18 protein-coding genes are annotated in these 17831 nt (G+C 71.0%); 6 read left to right on the plus strand and 12 right to left on the minus strand.

Annotation, left to right across the window (positions count from 1 at the left end):
• Nucleotides 1–137: 137 nt before the first annotated feature.
• Nucleotides 138–1121 (plus strand): Abi family protein, encoded by a 984-nt coding sequence (locus tag ACSU1G_RS21340; protein ID WP_439282032.1) that lies wholly within the window; start codon nucleotides 138–140, stop codon nucleotides 1119–1121.
• 94 nt (nucleotides 1122–1215) lie between these two features.
• On the plus strand, nucleotides 1216–1866 hold the full coding sequence (locus tag ACSU1G_RS21345) for an NAD(P)-dependent oxidoreductase (protein WP_439282033.1): 651 nt from the start codon (nucleotides 1216–1218) through the stop codon (nucleotides 1864–1866).
• Between the two features lie 5 nt (nucleotides 1867–1871).
• Here ACSU1G_RS21345 and ACSU1G_RS21350 read toward each other — a convergent pair whose 3' ends face one another.
• Nucleotides 1872–2513 (minus strand): maleylpyruvate isomerase family mycothiol-dependent enzyme, encoded by a 642-nt coding sequence (locus ACSU1G_RS21350; protein ID WP_439282034.1) that lies wholly within the window; start codon nucleotides 2511–2513, stop codon nucleotides 1872–1874.
• Between the two features lie 35 nt (nucleotides 2514–2548).
• On the opposite strand from ACSU1G_RS21350, the gene ACSU1G_RS21355 reads away from it, so the two are divergent.
• The 3 genes from ACSU1G_RS21355 (at nucleotide 2549) to ACSU1G_RS21365 (ending at nucleotide 4501) form a co-directional block, all read left to right on the plus strand.
• Nucleotides 2549–3457: a PhzF family phenazine biosynthesis protein gene (locus tag ACSU1G_RS21355; protein ID WP_439282035.1), complete on the plus strand. Its 909-nt coding sequence runs from the start codon at nucleotides 2549–2551 to the stop codon at nucleotides 3455–3457.
• Nucleotides 3458–3590: 133 nt separating this feature from the next.
• Nucleotides 3591–3923, plus strand: coding sequence for a carboxymuconolactone decarboxylase family protein (locus tag ACSU1G_RS21360; RefSeq protein ID WP_188804594.1), 333 nt, complete (start codon nucleotides 3591–3593; stop codon nucleotides 3921–3923).
• A gap of 122 nt (nucleotides 3924–4045) precedes the next feature.
• On the plus strand, nucleotides 4046–4501 hold the full coding sequence (locus ACSU1G_RS21365; RefSeq protein WP_439282036.1) for an NUDIX hydrolase: 456 nt from the start codon (nucleotides 4046–4048) through the stop codon (nucleotides 4499–4501).
• A 72-nt stretch (nucleotides 4502–4573) separates the two neighbouring features.
• Here the strand turns inward: ACSU1G_RS21365 and ACSU1G_RS21370 are convergent, their stop codons facing one another.
• The 5 genes from ACSU1G_RS21370 to ACSU1G_RS21390 all read right to left on the minus strand — a co-directional run bounded on the left by ACSU1G_RS21370 (nucleotide 4574) and on the right by ACSU1G_RS21390 (nucleotide 10812).
• The gene (locus ACSU1G_RS21370; protein WP_439282037.1) at nucleotides 4574–5593 is read right to left on the minus strand and encodes a DUF368 domain-containing protein; all 1020 of its coding nucleotides are present in this window, start codon (nucleotides 5591–5593) and stop codon (nucleotides 4574–4576) included.
• Between the two features lie 90 nt (nucleotides 5594–5683).
• Nucleotides 5684–7243, minus strand: coding sequence for an ATP-binding cassette domain-containing protein (locus ACSU1G_RS21375; protein ID WP_439282038.1), 1560 nt, complete (start codon nucleotides 7241–7243; stop codon nucleotides 5684–5686).
• A gap of 8 nt (nucleotides 7244–7251) precedes the next feature.
• Complete coding sequence (locus ACSU1G_RS21380; RefSeq protein WP_439282039.1) at nucleotides 7252–8076, minus strand: ABC transporter permease; 825 nt, start codon at nucleotides 8074–8076, stop codon at nucleotides 7252–7254.
• Nucleotides 8073–9062, minus strand: coding sequence for an ABC transporter permease (locus tag ACSU1G_RS21385; RefSeq protein WP_439282040.1), 990 nt, complete (start codon nucleotides 9060–9062; stop codon nucleotides 8073–8075). The genes ACSU1G_RS21380 and ACSU1G_RS21385 overlap by 4 nt, the downstream gene beginning before the upstream one ends.
• Nucleotides 9063–9117: 55 nt before the next feature.
• Nucleotides 9118–10812, minus strand: a complete 1695-nt coding sequence (locus ACSU1G_RS21390) for an ABC transporter substrate-binding protein (protein ID WP_439282041.1) — start codon at nucleotides 10810–10812, stop codon at nucleotides 9118–9120.
• 199 nt (nucleotides 10813–11011) lie between these two features.
• Between ACSU1G_RS21390 and ACSU1G_RS21395 the strand changes: the two genes are divergently transcribed.
• Nucleotides 11012–11698 carry a DinB family protein gene (locus ACSU1G_RS21395; protein ID WP_439282042.1) on the plus strand — a complete coding sequence of 229 codons (687 nt, stop codon included), beginning with the start codon at nucleotides 11012–11014 and terminating at the stop codon, nucleotides 11696–11698.
• A gap of 31 nt (nucleotides 11699–11729) precedes the next feature.
• On the opposite strand, the gene ACSU1G_RS21400 is transcribed toward ACSU1G_RS21395, so the two are convergent.
• From ACSU1G_RS21400 to ACSU1G_RS21425, 6 genes are all read right to left on the minus strand, one after another.
• Nucleotides 11730–11990: a VOC family protein gene (locus tag ACSU1G_RS21400; RefSeq protein WP_439282043.1), complete on the minus strand. Its 261-nt coding sequence runs from the start codon at nucleotides 11988–11990 to the stop codon at nucleotides 11730–11732.
• 48 nt (nucleotides 11991–12038) lie between these two features.
• Nucleotides 12039–12554, minus strand: coding sequence for a VOC family protein (locus ACSU1G_RS21405; protein WP_439282044.1), 516 nt, complete (start codon nucleotides 12552–12554; stop codon nucleotides 12039–12041).
• A 58-nt stretch (nucleotides 12555–12612) separates the two neighbouring features.
• The gene (locus ACSU1G_RS21410; RefSeq protein WP_439282045.1) at nucleotides 12613–13428 is read right to left on the minus strand and encodes a helix-turn-helix transcriptional regulator; all 816 of its coding nucleotides are present in this window, start codon (nucleotides 13426–13428) and stop codon (nucleotides 12613–12615) included.
• A 103-nt stretch (nucleotides 13429–13531) separates the two neighbouring features.
• Nucleotides 13532–13978, minus strand: a complete 447-nt coding sequence (locus ACSU1G_RS21415) for a VOC family protein (protein WP_439282046.1) — start codon at nucleotides 13976–13978, stop codon at nucleotides 13532–13534.
• A gap of 214 nt (nucleotides 13979–14192) precedes the next feature.
• Nucleotides 14193–16982: an FtsX-like permease family protein gene (locus ACSU1G_RS21420; protein WP_439282047.1), complete on the minus strand. Its 2790-nt coding sequence runs from the start codon at nucleotides 16980–16982 to the stop codon at nucleotides 14193–14195.
• A gap of 3 nt (nucleotides 16983–16985) precedes the next feature.
• On the minus strand, nucleotides 16986–17816 hold the full coding sequence (locus ACSU1G_RS21425; protein WP_439282048.1) for an ABC transporter ATP-binding protein: 831 nt from the start codon (nucleotides 17814–17816) through the stop codon (nucleotides 16986–16988).
• Nucleotides 17817–17831: the final 15 nt, after the last annotated feature.

The following is a 17831-nucleotide window of genomic DNA, read 5'->3' on the forward strand; positions in this document are numbered from 1 at the left end:
AGCCACTGGGTCAGCTGCTGGTTTCGGCGTCCAGCTGCCTGCCAGCTGATGGTGATAAGTTTTGTGTCTCAGACATCGCCCCCCTCTGAGCTTCGGCTCAAGGGGGCGATTTTCATTATTCGTTATCTCGGTGATGCGTGGAATACACGAAGGAATTCAAAGATCGCGACGAAGCGCTCGCCTTCCTCACTCGCGTTGGGTACTTCCGTTCAGGCGCGTACCGATATGTCTTTCGGCAACTGCTGCCAGCCGACCAGATCGATGAGCGCCTTCACCAGTACCGGTCAGACGACTACATACCCGGTGCGAGCATGGCGCATGTCATGAAGCTGGAGGCTTTCGACTTCAAGCTAGCCCGGGTCTGTCAGGAGGGCCTCCTGGAATTCGAGGTTCGCCTGAGGGCTGCAATAGCCCACATGCTCGCGGCAGAGAACGTTGCCGCCCATGCGTCGAAGAATTTTCTGGATGCGCAGAATTGCGACAAACCCAGTGGTGACCGTACGAAGTTTGAAGCGTGGACGGCTACCTGGCGAGAAGCCGTTCGTTCCGGTGCCGAAGACGAAGACTTCATCAAGCACCACCTGTTGAAGTATCCGCAGCAGCCTGTGCCTATCTGGGCAGTCACCGAGGTGCTGAGTTTCGGAAATCTGCCGTTCCTCTTTGAACTCATGAAGACTTCAGATGCGCGCGAAGTGGCCCGCACATTCGGGTTTGTCCACCCTCGCGCCTTTGGTGCTGTGCTTCGCATGATGGTCGATTTTCGGAACGCCTGCGCCCATGGTTCCCGTCTCTTTAATCGAGCTTTCAAACGAACGCTGTCGCTCAAGTCGCACGAGACTCATGGCGACTTACTTTCGCACCTGCTCGAGCCGAGCTTCACGGCCACACCCAAACCGCATCAAAGGGTTTACATCTACGCAGCCGCTCTTGCGTTCATGCTCAGGTCACACACGAGCGGCACAGGCTGGCACCTGTCCTTCAAGACTCAGGTCAGGAAACTCAACATCGAGCTTCAAGCGCCAGATGGGTCCCAACTCATATCTCCGTACGTGAGCATGGGATTCCCCGCCGACTGGACGGAGTTGGACCTCTGGAAGCCAACGCCCTCAAGGGAACTGTAACCTGATCCGGCCGCGCATTCCTCGTGTTGGGAAGAGACCTCGCCCCGGCGCTGTTGCCCCTGATGATGGACACGTCGTCAACAAGGAGCGTTTCATGAGAATCGGCATCATCGGAGCCACCGGCATGGCCGGCCAGGAGATCTACCGGGAAGCGGTGCGCCGCGGAGAGGAACCCGTGGCGCTGGTCCGCGACGCCGCCAAGGCGAGAGAGCTGCTGGGGGCCGAGGCCGCCGTCGTCGAGAAGGACGCCTTCGACCTGACGGCCGCGGACCTGGCGGGCTTCGACGCGGTGGTGGATGCCTTCGGCACCTCGCCGGACCAGGCGCATACCCACAACGACCTGACGCGTCGGCTGGTGCAGGCCGCACCGACTACGGAACCCGGCTCCCCCCGCCTGCTGTTCATCCTCGGCGCCGGGTCCCTGACCAACCCGGAGACCGGCCAGCTGGCGATCGAGGACATCCGGAAGGCGCCCGGTTCCGAGGCCTGGATCAGTATCCCGGCGGCGGCCCTGGAGCAGCTGGACTACCTGCGCACCGTGGACTCGGCGGAGTGGGTGGGCGTCTCCCCGCAGATGATGTTCACCCCGGGCGAGGCCACCACCCCGCAGGTGGGCCAGGACGAGTTGCTCACCGCTGCGGACGGGGGATCCCACACCACCGCCGGCACCATGGCCGTGGGCATCCTTGACGAACTGCAGAAGCCGTCCTACCGCAACACCCGGTTCACCGTCTCGGACGCCTGATCCCCTCAGCGGCGCTGGGAGGGCTCGTGGCCGCGGGCGTCGAAGTCGTAGGCGCCGGGGCCGCGGAACCGTTCGGCGGGTACCGGCCTCCCGGCCATGGCCATGATGAGGTCCTTGGCGGTGCCCTCCACCTCCGGGCCGGCGCCGACCCAGTGGTTCACGTCCCGGGCCACGAGGGTCAGTCCGCGCGCGCGGGCCTTGGAAGGGACGGTGAAGTTCGAGGACTCGAAGAACTCGAGCAACGCCACCAGGACCTCCTCCGAGTAGTCCCGGTGCAGGCCGAGGGGTTCGCGGATGTCCTCACCGTGGATGACCACCTCACCCAGCCAGGCCGGCAGTTTCCCGGTGGGTGAGACCGTGGAGTCGATGGTGCCGCGGAACCGTTCGAGGGTGTCCGCCGGCGTGGGGCCCAGCCGCTCCTCGAGCCGGCGCTGGTTGTGCGTGTCCGCGTTGAAACCGGCCCCGACGATACTGCGGATCCAGGCCCAGAAGCCGATCGAGGCCCCGGCGGTCAGGTGCGCCACGACCTCCTCCACGGTCCAGGCCGAGGACAGGGACCTCCGCTGCCACTGCTCCTCCTGAAGGCCCGCCAGATCCTCCGCGAGGGCGGCACGTTCAGTGTGGATGAGCTCCCAGAGGTGGTTCACCCTCTCACCCTAGGACACCCCGCTACACTCGGCCCATGGATCAGCCCGAGGACCCCGCGACCCTGTCCCAGCTCCCACCGGCCACCCTTCCGTTCTCCCAGGTCAACGTGTTCTCGGCGGCACCGCTGGCCGGCAATCCAGTCGCCGTGGTGCACGCGGCCGACGGCGTGGGTGCGGCGGAGATGGCCGCCTTCGCACGGTGGACCAACCTCTCCGAGACCACGTTCCTGCTCGCGCCCACGGACCCCGCCGCCGACTACCGGCTGCGGATCTTCACCCCGGGCGGCGAGCTGCCCTTCGCCGGCCATCCCACGCTCGGCTCGGCGCATGCCTGGCTCGCGGCCGGCGGCCGCCCGGCCGCCGAGGGGCGGGTGGTCCAAGAGTGCGCGGCGGGCCTGATCACGCTGCGTCAGGACCGCCCGGACTCGCAGGATCACGACGCCGGCCGCCTCGCCTTCGCCGCCCCGCCCCTGGTGCGCTCCGGTCCGATGCACCCCGCTGAGGTGGACCGCGCCCTGGCCGAGGCGGGGCTGGAACCGGAGGACCTGGTGGACGCCGCCTGGGTGGACAACGGTCCCGGCTGGATGGGCCTGCTGCTCACGGACGCCGCAGCGGTCCTGCGGGCGGCCCCACAGCCCGGGTCTGAACTGAAGATCGGCCTCGTGGGACCGCACGTCTCCGCCCAGACCCCGGCCGACGTCGAGGTCCGCGCCTTCGTCCCCGGTCTGGGGATCCCGGAGGACCCGGTGACCGGCAGCCTCAATGCGGGACTGGCCCAGTGGCTCATCGGCACGGGGCGGCTGCCGGCGCACTATGTGGCTTCCCAGGGCACGGCCCTGGCGCGCGCCGGACGGGTCCACCTGGATCAGGACGCCGCGGATCCTGCGACCATCTGGGTGGGTGGGGACTGCGTCACGGTCCTTCACGGGACCCTGCGCCGGTAGGCCGGCCGGTAGGTCGGCCGGTAGACCAAAGTCTGCGGCCCGTGAGAGCATGACGCCATCGTGGAGCAGCTGCCTCACCGGCTCCGGTGCCGGTCTCCGCACTGCACCTGAACCGATCGGAAAGGATCGCTCTATGACGACTCATTACCACTCCCCGGAAGACCTCGACCAGCTGCGCGAGTACAAGGAACTGGCCGGACCCGAGTTCGCGGCCTATGCCAAGTTCGACGGGAGCATCGGCCGGGAGGGCGGTGCGATCGACCTCCTGCACCGTGAGCTCATCGCCGTCGGTGTCGCGATCTCCTCCCAGTGCCCGTACTGCATCCAGGTCCACGTGGGGCAGGCGAAGAAGGCCGGTGCCACCAAGGCCCAGATCGCCGAGGCGAGCATGATCGCCGCCGCGCTGGGAGCCGGCGCAGCGGTCACCCATGGGACCCTGGCGTTCCGCCTCTACGACGAGGCCTGAGCCGCCCCGTCCCGGTGGTCGGGGCCTACCGCCGGGCGCCCGTTCGGCGCCCCGACCGCGCGGTGCAACACGCCCCGCTGTCATCTTCAACCTTTTCGGCGCGGCCGCGAGAAGATGGGGGGATGCAGAACACAGTTCCGGACGGATCCAGCGTCACCCAGCCGATCGAGGTGGCCGCGGTCGTTCTGTACCGTCCGAACGGTGAGATCCTCACGGTCCGGAAGACCGGCACCACCATGTTCATGTTCCCCGGCGGCAAGCACCAGCAGGATGAGACGCCCCTGAGCACCGCCCTCCGCGAGCTGGCCGAGGAGACGGGGCTGACGGTCGCCTCGGAGGATCTGGAGTACCTCGGAGCCTGGGACACCCCGGCCGCGAATGAGGACGGGCAGCAGCTGCACTCGGAGGTCTTCGCCCTGCTGCGGCCCCTGGCCCGCAACGAGGTGCCCACGCCGGACGCGGAGATCGAGGAACTGGCCTGGATGGACCCGGCCGCGCCCCAGGCCCCCGCCGGCTACGGGATGGCCCCGCTGTTGCTGGCCGTCTTCGACCACCTCAAGGACCGCCGCCCTTTCTGACTGGCCGTCACCTTCTGACCGGCCGCCCTTTCTGATCGGCCGCCCTTTCTGAGCGGCGGAGCGGTCTCCGGTTCAGCCCCTGACGGCACCGCCATGCGGATCATGCTCGCGCAGGAACCGGTGCTGGACCCGGGCATCGACCACCAGCAGGAGGGCGACCACCGCAAAACCGGCCACGGCCAGCAGGGCGGCCGGGCCGGCGTCGTCCCCGGGTGCCGTCAGGGCCCGCGTCTCGTCCTGCCAGGGCCACAGGGTCCGCAACCCGCCGACCATGACGCCCGTCAGCAGGGCCAGGGTGATGGTGTGGTGGTGGTCCAGCAGCCACTTGAGCAGCTTCACCACCACCACCATGCCCAGCACCATGCCGAGCGCGAAGACCCCCAGATAGGCGAGGTCGAGCTCGTCCACGGCGCGCAGCGTGGGCTCGTAGAGGCCGAAGGTCAGCAGCAGGAACGAGCCGGAGAGCCCCGGCAGCACGAGCGCGGACACGGCCACCATGGCCGCGGGCACCAGCACCACCGGATGGGCCTCCACGGAGGCGGGTGGCAGGGAGACCAACAGGAAGGTGGAAACCGCGGCGAGCGCCCCGCCGATCAGGTGGAGCGGCCGCAGACGGGCCTCCGAGGGGTCCTTGCCCACGGCCACGCGGCGGAACCGCTCGGTGGTCAGGCCCTGCAGCATCATCCGGAACGGCACCGCCACGGAGGCCAGCACCATGCCGAAGAACAGGGCGCGCATCATCACGGGGTGGTTGTCCATGGCGTCGGCCATGGGTCCGGCCACGGTGAACACGGCCAGCACCATGGCGATCCCCACGGGGATGACCACGCGCCAGTGCACCCGGGCCAGGTGTTCGGCCGCACCGGTCCGCCGGTCCGGGCCGGTGATGAGATGGCGTACGGCGGAGATCACGTGGGCCGCCGAGTCGATGATGTGGTGGTAGATCCCCACCACGAGGGCCACCGTGCCGCCGGAGACGCCGGGCACGGTCTCCACCGCGCCGATCAGTGCGCCGCGGATCAGGTTTCCCAGCCACGACGTCGGCCGCTCGGGTGGGGCGGTCGGCTCGGCGGGGGGTGTGGAACGGGACATGACGCGGGAGACCTCCGGGGATCACTGCAGGCGGCGGGCGGCCAGACGGCACCCGAGTCTACCGACCGGGCGGATGGGGGCGTGCACGGCTCACGGCAACGGTGACCGGGCCGCCAGGAGGGCGCGCGTGAACGGGGCGGTCGGCTGGGCCCACACCTGTTCCACGGGTCCCCGTTCCACGATCTGCCCGCGGTGCATCACGGCGACCGTGTCGCAGACCTGTCGGATGACCGCGAGATCGTGGGAGATCAGCACCAGGGCGGTGCCGGTGCGCTCCTGCAGCTCGGTGAGCGTCTCCAGGATCGAGGCCTGGACCGTGACGTCCAGGGCGGAGACCGGCTCGTCCAACACCAGCACGGCCGGTTCGGCGGCCAACGCCCGGGCGATCGCCAGGCGCTGCCGCTGGCCCCCGGAGAGTGAGCGGGGGCTCCGGCCCAGCACGGAGGCGGGCAGCCGCACCAGTTCCAGCAGCTCCTCCGGGGTGCGGGCGCCGCCCGAGACCTTCAGCGCCGTACGCAGGATCCCCCCGCCGTTCCAGCGCGGGTCGAAGGAGCCCAGCGGGTCCTGGGGGACCAGCCGGACGAGGTGGCGCCGGGGCCGGCGCCGGCGCTCGGGCAGCTCGCTCCACGGCTCACCCGCCAACTCCACCCGGCCCGCATCCGCCTGTTCGGCGGCCACGAGGATCCGTGCCAGCGTGGACTTGCCGCTGCCGGATTCCCCGACCACCCCCAGTGCCTGACCGCGGCGCACGGTCAGGTCCACGCCGTCGAGGGCATCCACCGCGCCGCCGCCGGGCAGCCGGTAGCGTCGGTGCAGCCCCGTGGCGCGCAGCACCTCCGGGGCCTCGTCCGCCACCGGTGGCCGCTGGCGTGCACCCCGCGGGACGGCGGCCAGCAGGGCTTGGGTGACGGGGTGGGAGGGACGGCCCAACACCTGGTCGACGCCTCCGGACTCCACCACGCGGCCGCCGTCCAGCACCACCACGTCGTCGGCCAGCCGGGCCACCGCGCCGAGATCGTGGGTGATCAGCAGCACCGCCGTCCCCTCGTCCCGCAGCCGTCCGAGCAGTTCGAGCACGCCTCCGGCCACGGTGGCGTCCAGGGCGGTGGTCGGCTCGTCGGCGACCAGCAGCTGCGGCTCGGACACGATCGCCGAGGCGATGAGCGCGCGCTGGCGCATGCCGCCGGACAGCTCGCCGGAACGCTGGGCGGCACGGGTCGCGGGCTCATCCAGGCCGGCGTGCTCCAAAGCCTGTAGCACCCGGCGCCGCCGCTCGGTCCGGCTCATCCCGCGCAGCTGCAGGGACTCGCCCACCTCAGCCTCCACGGTGCGCAACGGATCGAGCGACTGCAGGGCGTCCTGCAGCACGAAACCCACGGCCGGCCCACGGAGCCGCCGCCACTGCCGTTCGCCCGCGCTGATGACGTCCTGACCGGTCACCGTGAACCGCTCGGCGGACACCGTGGCCGGGGCGCCGCCCTCCCCGGCCAGACCGACGACGCTGCGCGCCAGCACCGATTTGCCGGCACCGGACTCGCCGACCACGGCCAGGCACCGCCCCGGTTCCAGCCGCAGGTCCACGCCCTGCAGCACCTGCCCGACGCCCGGGAAGGCGACGGTGAGCCCGGCGACGTCCAGGATCGCGCTCATGCCCGCGCTCATACCGGCGCCACCCGGCTGAGGCGCCGGCCGAGCATCGTCAACGCGGCCGCAGCCACCGTGATCGCCAGGCCCGGCGCCACCGTGAGCCACCACGAGGTGGTGAGGTGCAGCCGGCCGGCGTTGAGCATGGCCCCCCACTCGGGGGAGGGCGGCAGGGCACCGAGGCCGAGGTAGCTCAGGGCGGAGACCCACACGATCGCTTGTCCGATTCCCAGGGTCCCCACGGCGATCAGCGGCCACATCGTGTTGGGCAGCACGTGCCGGCCAAAGGCCACCGGCGCGGACACCCCCTCCAGCCGCGCGGCGGTGACGTACGGGCTGTGCACCACCGAGCGGGCGCGGGCGCGCAGGATCCGGGCGTACCCGGGGGCGGTGGCCAGTCCCACGGCGAGCACCGAGGGACCCACCCCCGCGCCGAGCACGGCGACGAGCAACAGTGCGAGCACGAGGCTGGGCAGCGCGAAGAGCACCTCGATGACCCGGCTGAGCGAACCGTCCAGCCAGCGGGGGCCGAGGGCGGCGCCGAAACCCAGCAGCAGCCCGAGGCTCAGGCCGATCGCGGTGGCTCCGGCCCCGACCCCCAGGGACTGGCCCGCCCCGTGCACCACGCGGGTGTAGACGTCCCGTCCGGAGGCATCCGTGCCGAAGAGGCCGCCCGGCCCGGGCGGCTGGTAGGCCTGCGCCGGCGAGACCGCCGTCGGGTCACCGGGGGCGAACAGGCCCGGGACCAGGGCGGCCAGCAACATCAGGAGCACGACGCCGGCGCTCACCATCCCGCCCGGCCCCAGATTCGTGGCCCAGCGCCTGGCCCACCCACTCACGCGATCACCTCTGACGAGGGTGCCGTCCGGACGGCCTCGACCCGGCCGCGCAGGCGAGGATCGACCACGCGCTCGAGCAGGTCGGCCACGGACATGACCACCACGTAGCCCAAGGCGATGACCAGCACCACGCCGATCACCAGCGGCACGTCCCGGGCATGGGTGGCGTCGATCAGCAGGCGGCCCAGGCCCGGCCGACCGAACAGCGTCTCGACCACCACGGCCCCGGAGAGCAACGAGCCGAACGCCCAGCCGGACAGGGCGATCGCCGGCAGGGCGGCATGACGCAGCGAGTGCCGCCACAGCACCCACCGCTCCGAGGCACCCCGGGTGCGGGCCGTCGTCGCGAAGGGGGAGGTGTGCGCCTCCTCCAAGCCGTCCCGCATGACCTGCCCGAGGAAGCCGGCCACCGGGACGGCCAGCGTCACAGCGGGCAGGATCAGTGAACGCAGGGAGTTGTCGCTGCTCGTGGCGGGCAGCCAGCCGAGCCCGCCGGCGAAGAGCGCGATCAGCACGGCCCCCAACCAGAAGTGCGGCATGACCGAGGCGACCACCTCGCCGCCCCGCAGCAGGCCCATCGCCCGGCGGGCGAGCGGGCCGCGGGCGCGCACGGCCAGCGTGGCGACCGCCAGCGCGATGACCCAGGCGAGCACCAGCCCGAGGCCGGCCAGGGCCAGAGTGCCGGGCAACTGGTCTCCGATGAGCTCGGAGACGGGCCGGCGCCGCGCGTACGAGTCGCCGAGCTGGAAGGTGACGGTCCGGAGCAGCTGCAGCAGGTACTGCACGATCAGCGGCTCGTCGAGGGAGTACTCCTGCCGCACCCGGGCCATCGACTCATCGCTGGTCTGGGAGCCGGGGCCTCCGAGGATCGCCTCGGAGGGGTCGCCGCCTGCGGCCCGCAGGGCGAAGAACACCACGGTGGCCACGACCCACGCCACCAGGGCCGCCGCGGCCAGGCGACCGAGCAGCCAGCGCAGCACTGTCACGGCAGGACGGCCCCGGCCGCGCTCGCGTCCCGCGCAGTGATTCGCACGGCGCCGGTCATCCCTGCGTGAGCCGGGCGTTGATGAAGGTGGGGGTGGACACCGTCCCGAGGGTGGTCACGCCCGCCACGCCACGGGTGAGGAAGTGGTTCTGCTGGTCGTACAGCGGCAGGATGTAGTAGCCCTCCAGCACCTGCTGCTGGGCCTGCTCGTACAGTGCCGCGCGCTCGTCCGGGTCGGTGATCCGGGCGGCTTCCTCCAGCAGCGCATCCAGCTCCTCGCTGGTGACCTGGGAGAGGTTGGCGAAGTACCCGCTGGGCGCGGGCTCGGTGCCGGCGGAGTGGTAGAGGGTCCGCAGCACGTCAGGGCCGACCTTGGTGTACGGGGCGCTGACCGCCTCGTAGTCGTTGTCGCCGCCGTCCTCCGGTGCGGCCAGAGCGCCGTACCAGGCGGAGAGGTCCAGCGGGGTGAGGATGACCTCGAAGCCCACCTGACGGGCGTTGGCCTGGATCTGCTCGAAGAGGGCCTGCTCGGCGGCCACCGACTGGTTGGTGCTCACCGGGAAGCGCACTCTCAGGCGCTCGCCGTCCCGGACGCGGTAGCCGTCCGCATCGGTCTCGTCCCAGCCGGCCTCGTCCAGGAGGCGAGCCGCGGCCTCCACATCGGTGCCGAAGAGCGATGGGTCGCTGTAGGCCATCGGCTCCACGCTGGACAGCGGCGAGTGGGAGCGGGTGGCCACGCCCTGGTAGAGCGCCTCGATGCCCGGGTCCACGTCGGCGGAGCGGACGAAGGCCTCCCGCACCCGCTCGTCGTCGAACGGGGCCTGCCCGGAGTTCAGCTCGATCCGGTTCACGGATCCGGGCCGGGGCGCGTCCAGATGGCTGAACTGATCGCCGGATTCGGCCGAGACGATCGCCTCCGGCTCAGGGTTGTCGATGACGTGGACCTCGCCGGACTGCAGGGCCGCCCAGCGGGTGGCCGGGTCCGGCAGGAACCGCCACTCGATGCTCTCCAGGTGCGCGGGACCGCCGTGGTCTGCCTCCGGACCGTGGGAGGAGTAGTCCTCGTTGCGCTCGAGGAGCACGTGCTGCTGCGGGACCCCCTCGCTCACGGTGAAGGGGCCGGTGCCGATCGGGGCGGCGCAGTTCTCCTCCATGCCCCGCTCGAGGCCGGCGGGGGACTGGATGGCGGTCCACTGCATGCTCAGCGACTCCAGCAGCGCGGAGTCCGGTTCGCTGAGGTGGAAGCGCACGTGGGTGGCGTCCACCGGCTCCACCTCCGCGATCTTCTGCACGGCGAGGAAGCCGGTGGAGGAGGCGGTCTCCGGGTCCTGCAGGTGCTCGATGTTCACCTTGACCGCCTCGGCGTCCAGCGGCGTGCCGTCGGTGAAGGTCACGTCCTCGGCCAGGGTCAACTCCCACGTGAGACCGTCCTCGCTGACCTCCCACCCGGTGGCGAGCCAGGGCTGGATCTGTCCGTCCGCATCCCGGCCGACGAGCGGCTCGAGGTACTGGGTGCTGATCAGGGCCTGCGGGTAGTTGCCGCCCACGTGCGGGTCCAGGCAGGTGGGCTCGGCATCCCCGGTCGCATAGACGAGGGTGCCACCCTGAACGGGTTCGCCCCCACCGGCGGCGCCGTCGGAGCCGGTCTCGCCGCCGCCACAGGCCGCGAGCACGAGCGCCAGCACGGCCGCTCCGGTGGCCAGGCGGACTCCGCGTCGGATGGAAACGGGGGACAGCCGGGCAGCGGCCATAGGTTTATGCACCTTCACTCGTGATTGACACGTCAATCGTAGTCCAGGGGCCTGCGGCGGATTCATGCGGCGTCACGCCGGTCCGGTGCCGGTGGCACGGGCCCGCTGGTGACATGGGTCCTCTGGTGACACGGGCTGTCCTCCGGAACCGTCCGCGGGGGATGGCGGCCGGAGGCGCGACGATGCGACCATGTCCCGCATGCCCAGTGAACCTCCCGCCACTCCAGCCAGCGGCCCCGCCGCCACCCCGCCCGACACGCGACCGCCCAGCGGTGCCGAGGACGACGGCGGACTCCAGGCCGTCCTGCATCACTATCTGCAGTCCGCGCGGCGGGACCTGCGGTGGAAGCTCGAGGGACTCTCCGAGCGCCAGCTCCGCACCCCCCTGACGTCCACCGGCACCAACCTGCTCGGGCTGCTCAAGCACGTGGCCTCGGTGGAGGTCGAGTACTTCACGGACTGCATGGGCCGGCCCTCCGGGATCCCGATGCCGTGGCTGGCGGACGACGCCGAGCCGAACGCCGACATGTACGCCTCGGCGGAGGAGTCCGCGGCGTCGGTGTTCGCCTTCGCGGACCGCTGCGCCGCAGCGTCGGACGCGGCGATCGCGGAACTGGACCTGGCCGCCGTCGGGCACGTGCCGTGGTGGACGAACGGGACCGTGACGCTGGGCCGGCTACTGGTGCACATGGTGGCCGAGTACCAGCGGCACCTCGGGCATGCGGACATCATCCGGGAGCTGCTGGACGGCGCCGCCGGCCTGGCCCCGGGCAACTCGAACCTGCCTGGGGACCAGGAGGGCGCGGACCGCCAGTGGTGGGACGGCTACACGGCGCGGTTGAGGGCGCTGGCGGAGGCCGCGCCGGACACTGTGCCGGGCACCTGAGCCCGGGCACCTGAGCCCGGCCGGACGGGGCCTACTGCACCGGCACCTGAGCGATCTGGAAGGTGGCCCCGGCCGGATCCACCACGGTGGCGAGCCGGCCGAACGGGGTGTCCATGGGGCCGTCCACCACGGTGCCGCCCAGCTGGCGGACCTGTTCCGCGGCGGCGTCGGCATCCTCGACGATGAAATAGGCCCGCCAGAAGGACGGAGTGCCCTCGGGGAACCAGGCGCGCGGTGCCCCGCACAGTCCGGCCGTGGCGGCCTCGCCCGGATGGTTGTTGGCGTAGTCCACGTCCTCGCCTCCGGCCTCCTCGCCTCCGCCAGCGAGCGAGGTCGGTTTTCAGCCCCACACGGAGCGGTAGTACTCGGCGTCGGCGGCGAAGTCGAAGCTCATGACCTCGAACCAGACCGGTGCCCCGGCCGCCCCGTCCAGCACGAACCCCTCGAAACCGTCGGACTGCCACAGGCCCACGGACTCGCCGCCCGGGGTCGTGACGATGCCCATGGAGCCGAGTCCGGGCATCGGCATGGCGGGGACCACCACGTTGCCGCCGGCCGCCGCGGTGTCCGTGAGGGTCTTCTCGATGTCATCACTCTTGAGGTAGATGGTCCACGCAGAGCCCTGGTCCGGATAGTCGTCCTGCATGGACATGGCCCCACCGACGTGGGCGCCGCCGTTCGTGATCATGTGGTAATTGCCGTAATCCGGCCCCATGTTCTCGAACTCCCAGCCGAACAGGGTCTCGTAGAAGCCCTGCACCGCCCGCAGGTCCGGGACGCCGAGGTCCACCCAGACGGGCGAGCCTGCGGTGATAGGGGTGGACGTGGTCTGGGAGTCGGGGTTGTTCTCGGCCATGGTGGTCTCCTAGGGCAGGTTCTGGTGCTGGTGGTCGGACGCGGCTGGAGGGAGTGTTTCAACCGCCGGGCCTCAGGCCCGGGAGCAGACAGGGCAGGGCGCTGAGCAGCGGGAACTGCCAGGGGGCGGCGAAGTCCAGCCCGATCCGCACGGTGGCGGAGCCGGTCAGCGGCTGGGGGTGGACCCCGACGGCGGGGCGCGGGTTGGCCAGGTGCTCCACCGGTTCCGCGGTGGGCGGGACGGCGGTGGCCAGCAGCCACGGGGCGGCGGCCATGACGGGCAGCCGGAACGCACCCTCACCGAGACGGAGCACTCCGGTCACGGGCAGCCCGGCCGGCGACGGCGCCGGGTAGAACCCGATCCAGATGAGGGCCTCCACCCCGGGTCCGCCCCGCAGCCGGGGCGGCAGGTGCACGGTGCCCTCCACCGTGCCGACCTGGCCGGTGGCCGGGTTCGGCAACCCGGCGGCCACGTGGACCTCGGTGACACCGGGTGGGTAGAGGGTGAAGGGGCTCGGAGTCGACAGGGACAGGGAGACCGCCAGCCGGCGGAGTTCCGAGGGGGCCACCCCCACCTCTTCGCGGAAGCGGCGGGTGAACGTGCCGGGGGAGGAGAACCCGACCTCGTGGCAGATGTCCACCACCGAGTGGTCCTGGGTCAGGAGCAGTTCCTTGGCCCGGTGGAACCGCACGCCCGCGAGGAAGCGGTTGGGCGTGACGCGCAGGCTCTCGGCGAACATGCGGGTGAAGTGGAACTGGCTGTAGCCGGCGGCATCGGCCATGTCCGCCACGGTGATGGGCTCGGTGGCGTGCTCGGTGATGAAGCGGGCCGCCCGCCGGGACGCCGCCGCGTGGTCCCCGCTCTGGTCTTTCACGGACCCAGTGTGAAGCCCGGTCCGCAGTGCTGTCATCATGTCGCTCGCTGCCTGTTCCCTGCTGGGACCGTTGATCCCCGCTCCGCCCGTGCCGCCAGGCGGTTCAGCCCTCGGGCATCTCCGAGGACATCCAGATGATCTCCCACTGGTGGCCGTCCGGGTCCGTGAACGTGCGGCCGTACATCAGGCCGGCGTCCACCATCTCCTGGGCGGGGTTGGGGTCGCCGGGCGGGACCTCGGTGGCGCCTGCGGCCAGGGCGGCGTCCACGAAGGGATCGACGCTTTCCTTGGACTGGGCGTCGAGGGCGACGATGGCGCCGCTGGCGGCGTGGGGGTCCGCCACGGGTTTTCCCTGGAGGAAGCTGGCGTAGAAGTCCCGGGCCAGCAGCATCACGGTGACGTGGGGACTGAAGGACAGCGAGACGGCGTTCTCGTCCGAGTAGTCCTCCGAGATAGGCACGCCGACCGTCGTCCAGAACTCGCGGGCCGCCGCCACGTCCTGGGTGGGCAGGTTGAGGTACATGCTGGTGCCGATGTCGCTCTGGTCCATGGCATCGACCCTAGGACCGGCCCGGAACCCGTTGCGACTCCGATCCTGCGCAGCTCGGTCCAAGTTCCCCAGTTCCTCAAGGTCCCCCGCGGCGCCGAGATCGAGTAGGGAGGACACGCTGGCATCAGCACGATGATCTCAGCGTGTCCTCCCTACTCGATGGGTCGGTCCAGAGGCGCGGTGTGATGGGTCGGTCCGGAAGGGGCGACGCGGGTCAGGCCATGGCCAGCCCCTGCACCGGAGCCAGCTTGGCGGCCCGCTGGGACGGCGCCACGGAGGCGAGCAGCCCGGCGAGCACGGAGACGGCCACGATCACGGCGAGCTCCCACCACGGGACCACGGGCCAGACGATCGACTGGCCGATCCCCGCGGCCATCGGCCCGAAGACCGTGTGGGCGCCCATGCCGCCGTAGAACGTTCCGAGGGCACAGCCGATGAGGGCAGCCACCCCGGAGATCAGCACCGCCTCCAGCGCCAGCATGCCGCGCAGCCCGCGCCGCGTCAGCCCCAGGGCGCGCATCAGCGAGTTCTCCCGGGAACGCTCGATCGCGGACAGGGACAGGGTGTTGGCCACGCCGATCAGGGCGATCAGCACGGAGACCGCGAGCAGTGCGGTGACCACCATGAGCATGCCGTCGATCACCACGGAGAACAGCAGCCGGATGCTCAGGTCCCCGGAGATCTTGTCCTGCGAGACCCCGGCCGCCTGGGCGACGTCCGTGTTCAGCTGCTGCAGCCCGTCCATGGTGACCCCGTCCGAGGCGTCGAGCCAGAGCTGCGGAGCCGCGGACTCCTGGCCGGCACCCTGACCGGATCCCGCGGTGGTGTCCTCCTCCAGGCCGATGGAACGGGCGTCCTCGAGTGTCATCACGGGGCTGATGGCGGACGAGGCGCTGTGGATGACATCCAGTTCCACGGAGCCGGTGGCCCCAGTGACGGTCAGGGTATCCGCCTCGATGGTGTTGGGCACCAGGATGGTCCCGCGCTCGCCGAGACGCTCGGTGGCGTCTCCGGCGGGCATGCCCGAGACCACGGAACGCAGTTCGTCCGGGTCGGCGGCGAAGACGGGAGCTCCTCCGGCCTCCGCACCGGCATCGGCAGCCGTGGTTCCGGCCGGCAGTAGGATTGCGGCGGAGTCGATGCCGTCCACGCCGGTCACAGCCTGCTGGGCGGTCAGGGCCGCGGCGGCGTCCAGGCCACCGGCATCAGCGCCTGCACCCGGCTGCTGGGCGGTGGCATCCGCACCGTCCAGGGCAGCTGCGGCGCCCTCGCCGCCGACGAGCTGAACCTGCAGGTCCACCGGGAACTCGGCAGCGAAGATCGTGTCCATCTGCTGCTGGGCGGTGCGCCCGCCCGTGAGCATCATCGCCACCAGGGTGGTGCCGATCAGCAGGGCCGCCGCGGTGGAGGCGGTGCGTCCCGGGTTGCGCACGGAGTTCAGCCGGGCCATCCGGCCGGGGACACCGGCCGGCTTGGCGGCCAGGCCGGCCACGGACACCACGGCCGGCACGAACAGGATCGCGAGCATCAGCACGCCCACGAAGGACAGGGCACCACCGGCCACCGCGATGGCCAAGTTCGCGACCGCGGCACCCCAGACCAGCCCGGCCAGCCCGGCCAACAGGAACAGGGACCCGAACACCAGGCGGACGACGCCGGCTCGGTTGCCGACCGCTGCATCCTCCCGGGGGCGCATGGCCTCCAGCGGGGAGACCCGGGTGGCGGCCAGCGCGGCGGAGAACGAGGCGATGATGGTCAGGACCATGCCCACGGCCACGCAGGCGATCAGGTCCCGCGGGTTGACCTCGAAGGTCAGGAACCCGAAGCCCTGGTTGGTGGAGCCCCACGCCACCAGGGCGGCCACGATCCCGCTGGCCAGGGCCGAGCCGATGATGGCCCCGACCACGCCGATGATGCCGGCCTCGGTCAGGACCGCACCGCGCACCTGCCGGCGGGAGGCACCCAGGGCGCGCTGCAGGGCCAGATCGCGGGAGCGCTGGGCCACCAGCACCGAGAAGGTGTTGGAGATGACCAGCGCCGTCACCAGCAGGGCGATCACTGCGAAGGCCCCGAGGACGTACACGAAGATGTTGGAACCGGTCATCTGGGCGACCTGTTCCTGTGCCTGTACGTCCGGGGTGGCCACGGAGGCCTCCATCCCCTCTGCCGAGGCGAACTCCAGCAGAGCGGCCTGCACGGTGGCGAGGTCGGCCCCGTCCGCCAGCCGGATGAGGACGTGTTCGGCGTACTCGCGGCCCAGCATCTCCTCGACCTCTGCCGCGCCGGCCCCTTCCTCGCCGGCCGCGGCACCGGCCCCGGACGTCAGGGCCCGGACCATGTCGGCCCGGAGGGCTTCGGCCAGGGCATCGTCCATCTTCAGTTGGATGGCGCCGATCGCGTTGGGGTCCTGGGAGACCTCGGTCAGCCCGGTCACGGTGACCCTGCGGCCGGCCGCGTCCTCGGAGCTGCCGGACATCAGGAAGGTGGTGGAGCCGACGTCGAGCCCGAAGTTCTCGGCGGTGCGCTCATCCAGGGTGATCTCGGTGGTGGACCCGGCGGCCGGGTACGCACCGGTCACGAGGGGCTCGGCCACCAACGAGGTGTCCTCGGGGACCGTGGAGGCGAGGGCGTAATCGGAGTCGGGACTCCAGGTGCCCTGGCCCTCGGCGTCGGCCGGGCGCTGGACGCCCACGGCCGTGACCACGTGGGCATAGGCCTCCTGAACGCCCTCGACGTCCTGCAGCGGACCGGGTTCGGGGGAGGAGCCGGCCACCTCGGCCAGGGACTCCATGGTGCCGAACGTGTCAGCGGCCCCGGCGGCCGGGGCCATCACGAGGTCGGCCTTCGAATAGGTGGCCCCCAGTGAATTGCGGAGGCTGGCCGTGGAGGAAGATCCCACGAGCAGGGCGGAGGCCAGGAAGGTCACGCCGATGGTGATGGCCAGCAGTACCGAGATGTAGCGGCGGGGCTGGTCCCTCAATTGGGACAGTGCGAGTTTCAGCATGGCTCAGGCGCCCCCGACCATGTTCAGCTTCGCCAGCGATGCCAGAACGTTCTCCGGGGTCGGATCGGTGATCTCCCCGGCGAGCTGACCGTCGGCGAGCAGCACCACGCGGTCGGCGTAGGAGGCGGCCGAGGGATCGTGGGTGACCATGATGATGGTCTGGCCCATCTCCCGGGAGGACCGGCGCAGCAGGGAGAGCACCTCGGCGCCGGTGACGGAGTCCAGGTTGCCGGTGGGCTCGTCACCGAACACCACGTCCGGCCGGGTCAGCAGGGCGCGGGCCACGGCCACGCGCTGCTGCTGCCCGCCGGAGAGCTCGTGCGGCTTGTGCTTGAGGCGGTCGGTCAGGCCCAGGATGCCGACCACATCGGCCATCCAGGCCCGGTCCACCGGCTTTCCGGCCAGGTCCAGCGGCAGCACGATGTTCTGCTCGGCCGTCAGGGTGGGGACCAGGTTGAAGGCCTGGAAGACGAAGCCGATGCGGTCGCGGCGCAGCCTGGTCAGCTCGGTGTCCTTCAGGCCGGTGATCTCCTGGCCGCCCAGCATGATCGAACCGGAGTCCGCGGTGTCGAGGCCGGCCAGGCAGTGCATGAGGGTGGACTTGCCGGAGCCGGACGGTCCCATGATGGCGGTGAATGCCCCGGCGGCGAAGTCCACGTCCACGCCGGCGAGGGCATGCACCGCGGCCTCGCCCTTGCCGTAGGTCTTGAAGAGCCCGCGGGCGGAGGCGGCTGTGGAGCCGCGCGAAGCGGCACCGGAGGCGGATGAACCGGCCGCATGGCCGGCGTCGGGCGCTCGATGGTCAGGGGAGGTGGTGGCGGTAGTGGTGTCCATGCAAGCCACTCAACC

The sequence above is a fragment of the Microbacterium sp. A93 genome (assembly GCF_051842835.1).

What these genes read in the sequence shown, in the direction of transcription:
- ACSU1G_RS21345 (WP_439282033.1), top strand. Translation starts at nt 1,216, where the DNA reads ATGAGAATCGGCATCATCGGAGCCACCGGCATGGCCGGCCAGGAGATC.
- ACSU1G_RS21420 (WP_439282047.1), bottom strand. Translation starts at nt 16,982, where the DNA reads ATGCTGAAACTCGCACTGTCCCAATTGAGGGACCAGCCCCGCCGCTAC.
- ACSU1G_RS21395 (WP_439282042.1), top strand. Translation starts at nt 11,012, where the DNA reads ATGCCCAGTGAACCTCCCGCCACTCCAGCCAGCGGCCCCGCCGCCACC.
- ACSU1G_RS21425 (WP_439282048.1), bottom strand. Translation starts at nt 17,816, where the DNA reads ATGGACACCACTACCGCCACCACCTCCCCTGACCATCGAGCGCCCGAC.
- ACSU1G_RS21365 (WP_439282036.1), top strand. Translation starts at nt 4,046, where the DNA reads ATGCAGAACACAGTTCCGGACGGATCCAGCGTCACCCAGCCGATCGAG.
- ACSU1G_RS21375 (WP_439282038.1), bottom strand. Translation starts at nt 7,243, where the DNA reads ATGAGCGCGATCCTGGACGTCGCCGGGCTCACCGTCGCCTTCCCGGGC.
- ACSU1G_RS21415 (WP_439282046.1), bottom strand. Translation starts at nt 13,978, where the DNA reads ATGGACCAGAGCGACATCGGCACCAGCATGTACCTCAACCTGCCCACC.
- ACSU1G_RS21370 (WP_439282037.1), bottom strand. Translation starts at nt 5,593, where the DNA reads ATGTCCCGTTCCACACCCCCCGCCGAGCCGACCGCCCCACCCGAGCGG.
- ACSU1G_RS21360 (WP_188804594.1), top strand. Translation starts at nt 3,591, where the DNA reads ATGACGACTCATTACCACTCCCCGGAAGACCTCGACCAGCTGCGCGAG.
- ACSU1G_RS21390 (WP_439282041.1), bottom strand. Translation starts at nt 10,812, where the DNA reads ATGGCCGCTGCCCGGCTGTCCCCCGTTTCCATCCGACGCGGAGTCCGC.
- ACSU1G_RS21405 (WP_439282044.1), bottom strand. Translation starts at nt 12,554, where the DNA reads ATGGCCGAGAACAACCCCGACTCCCAGACCACGTCCACCCCTATCACC.
- ACSU1G_RS21355 (WP_439282035.1), top strand. Translation starts at nt 2,549, where the DNA reads ATGGATCAGCCCGAGGACCCCGCGACCCTGTCCCAGCTCCCACCGGCC.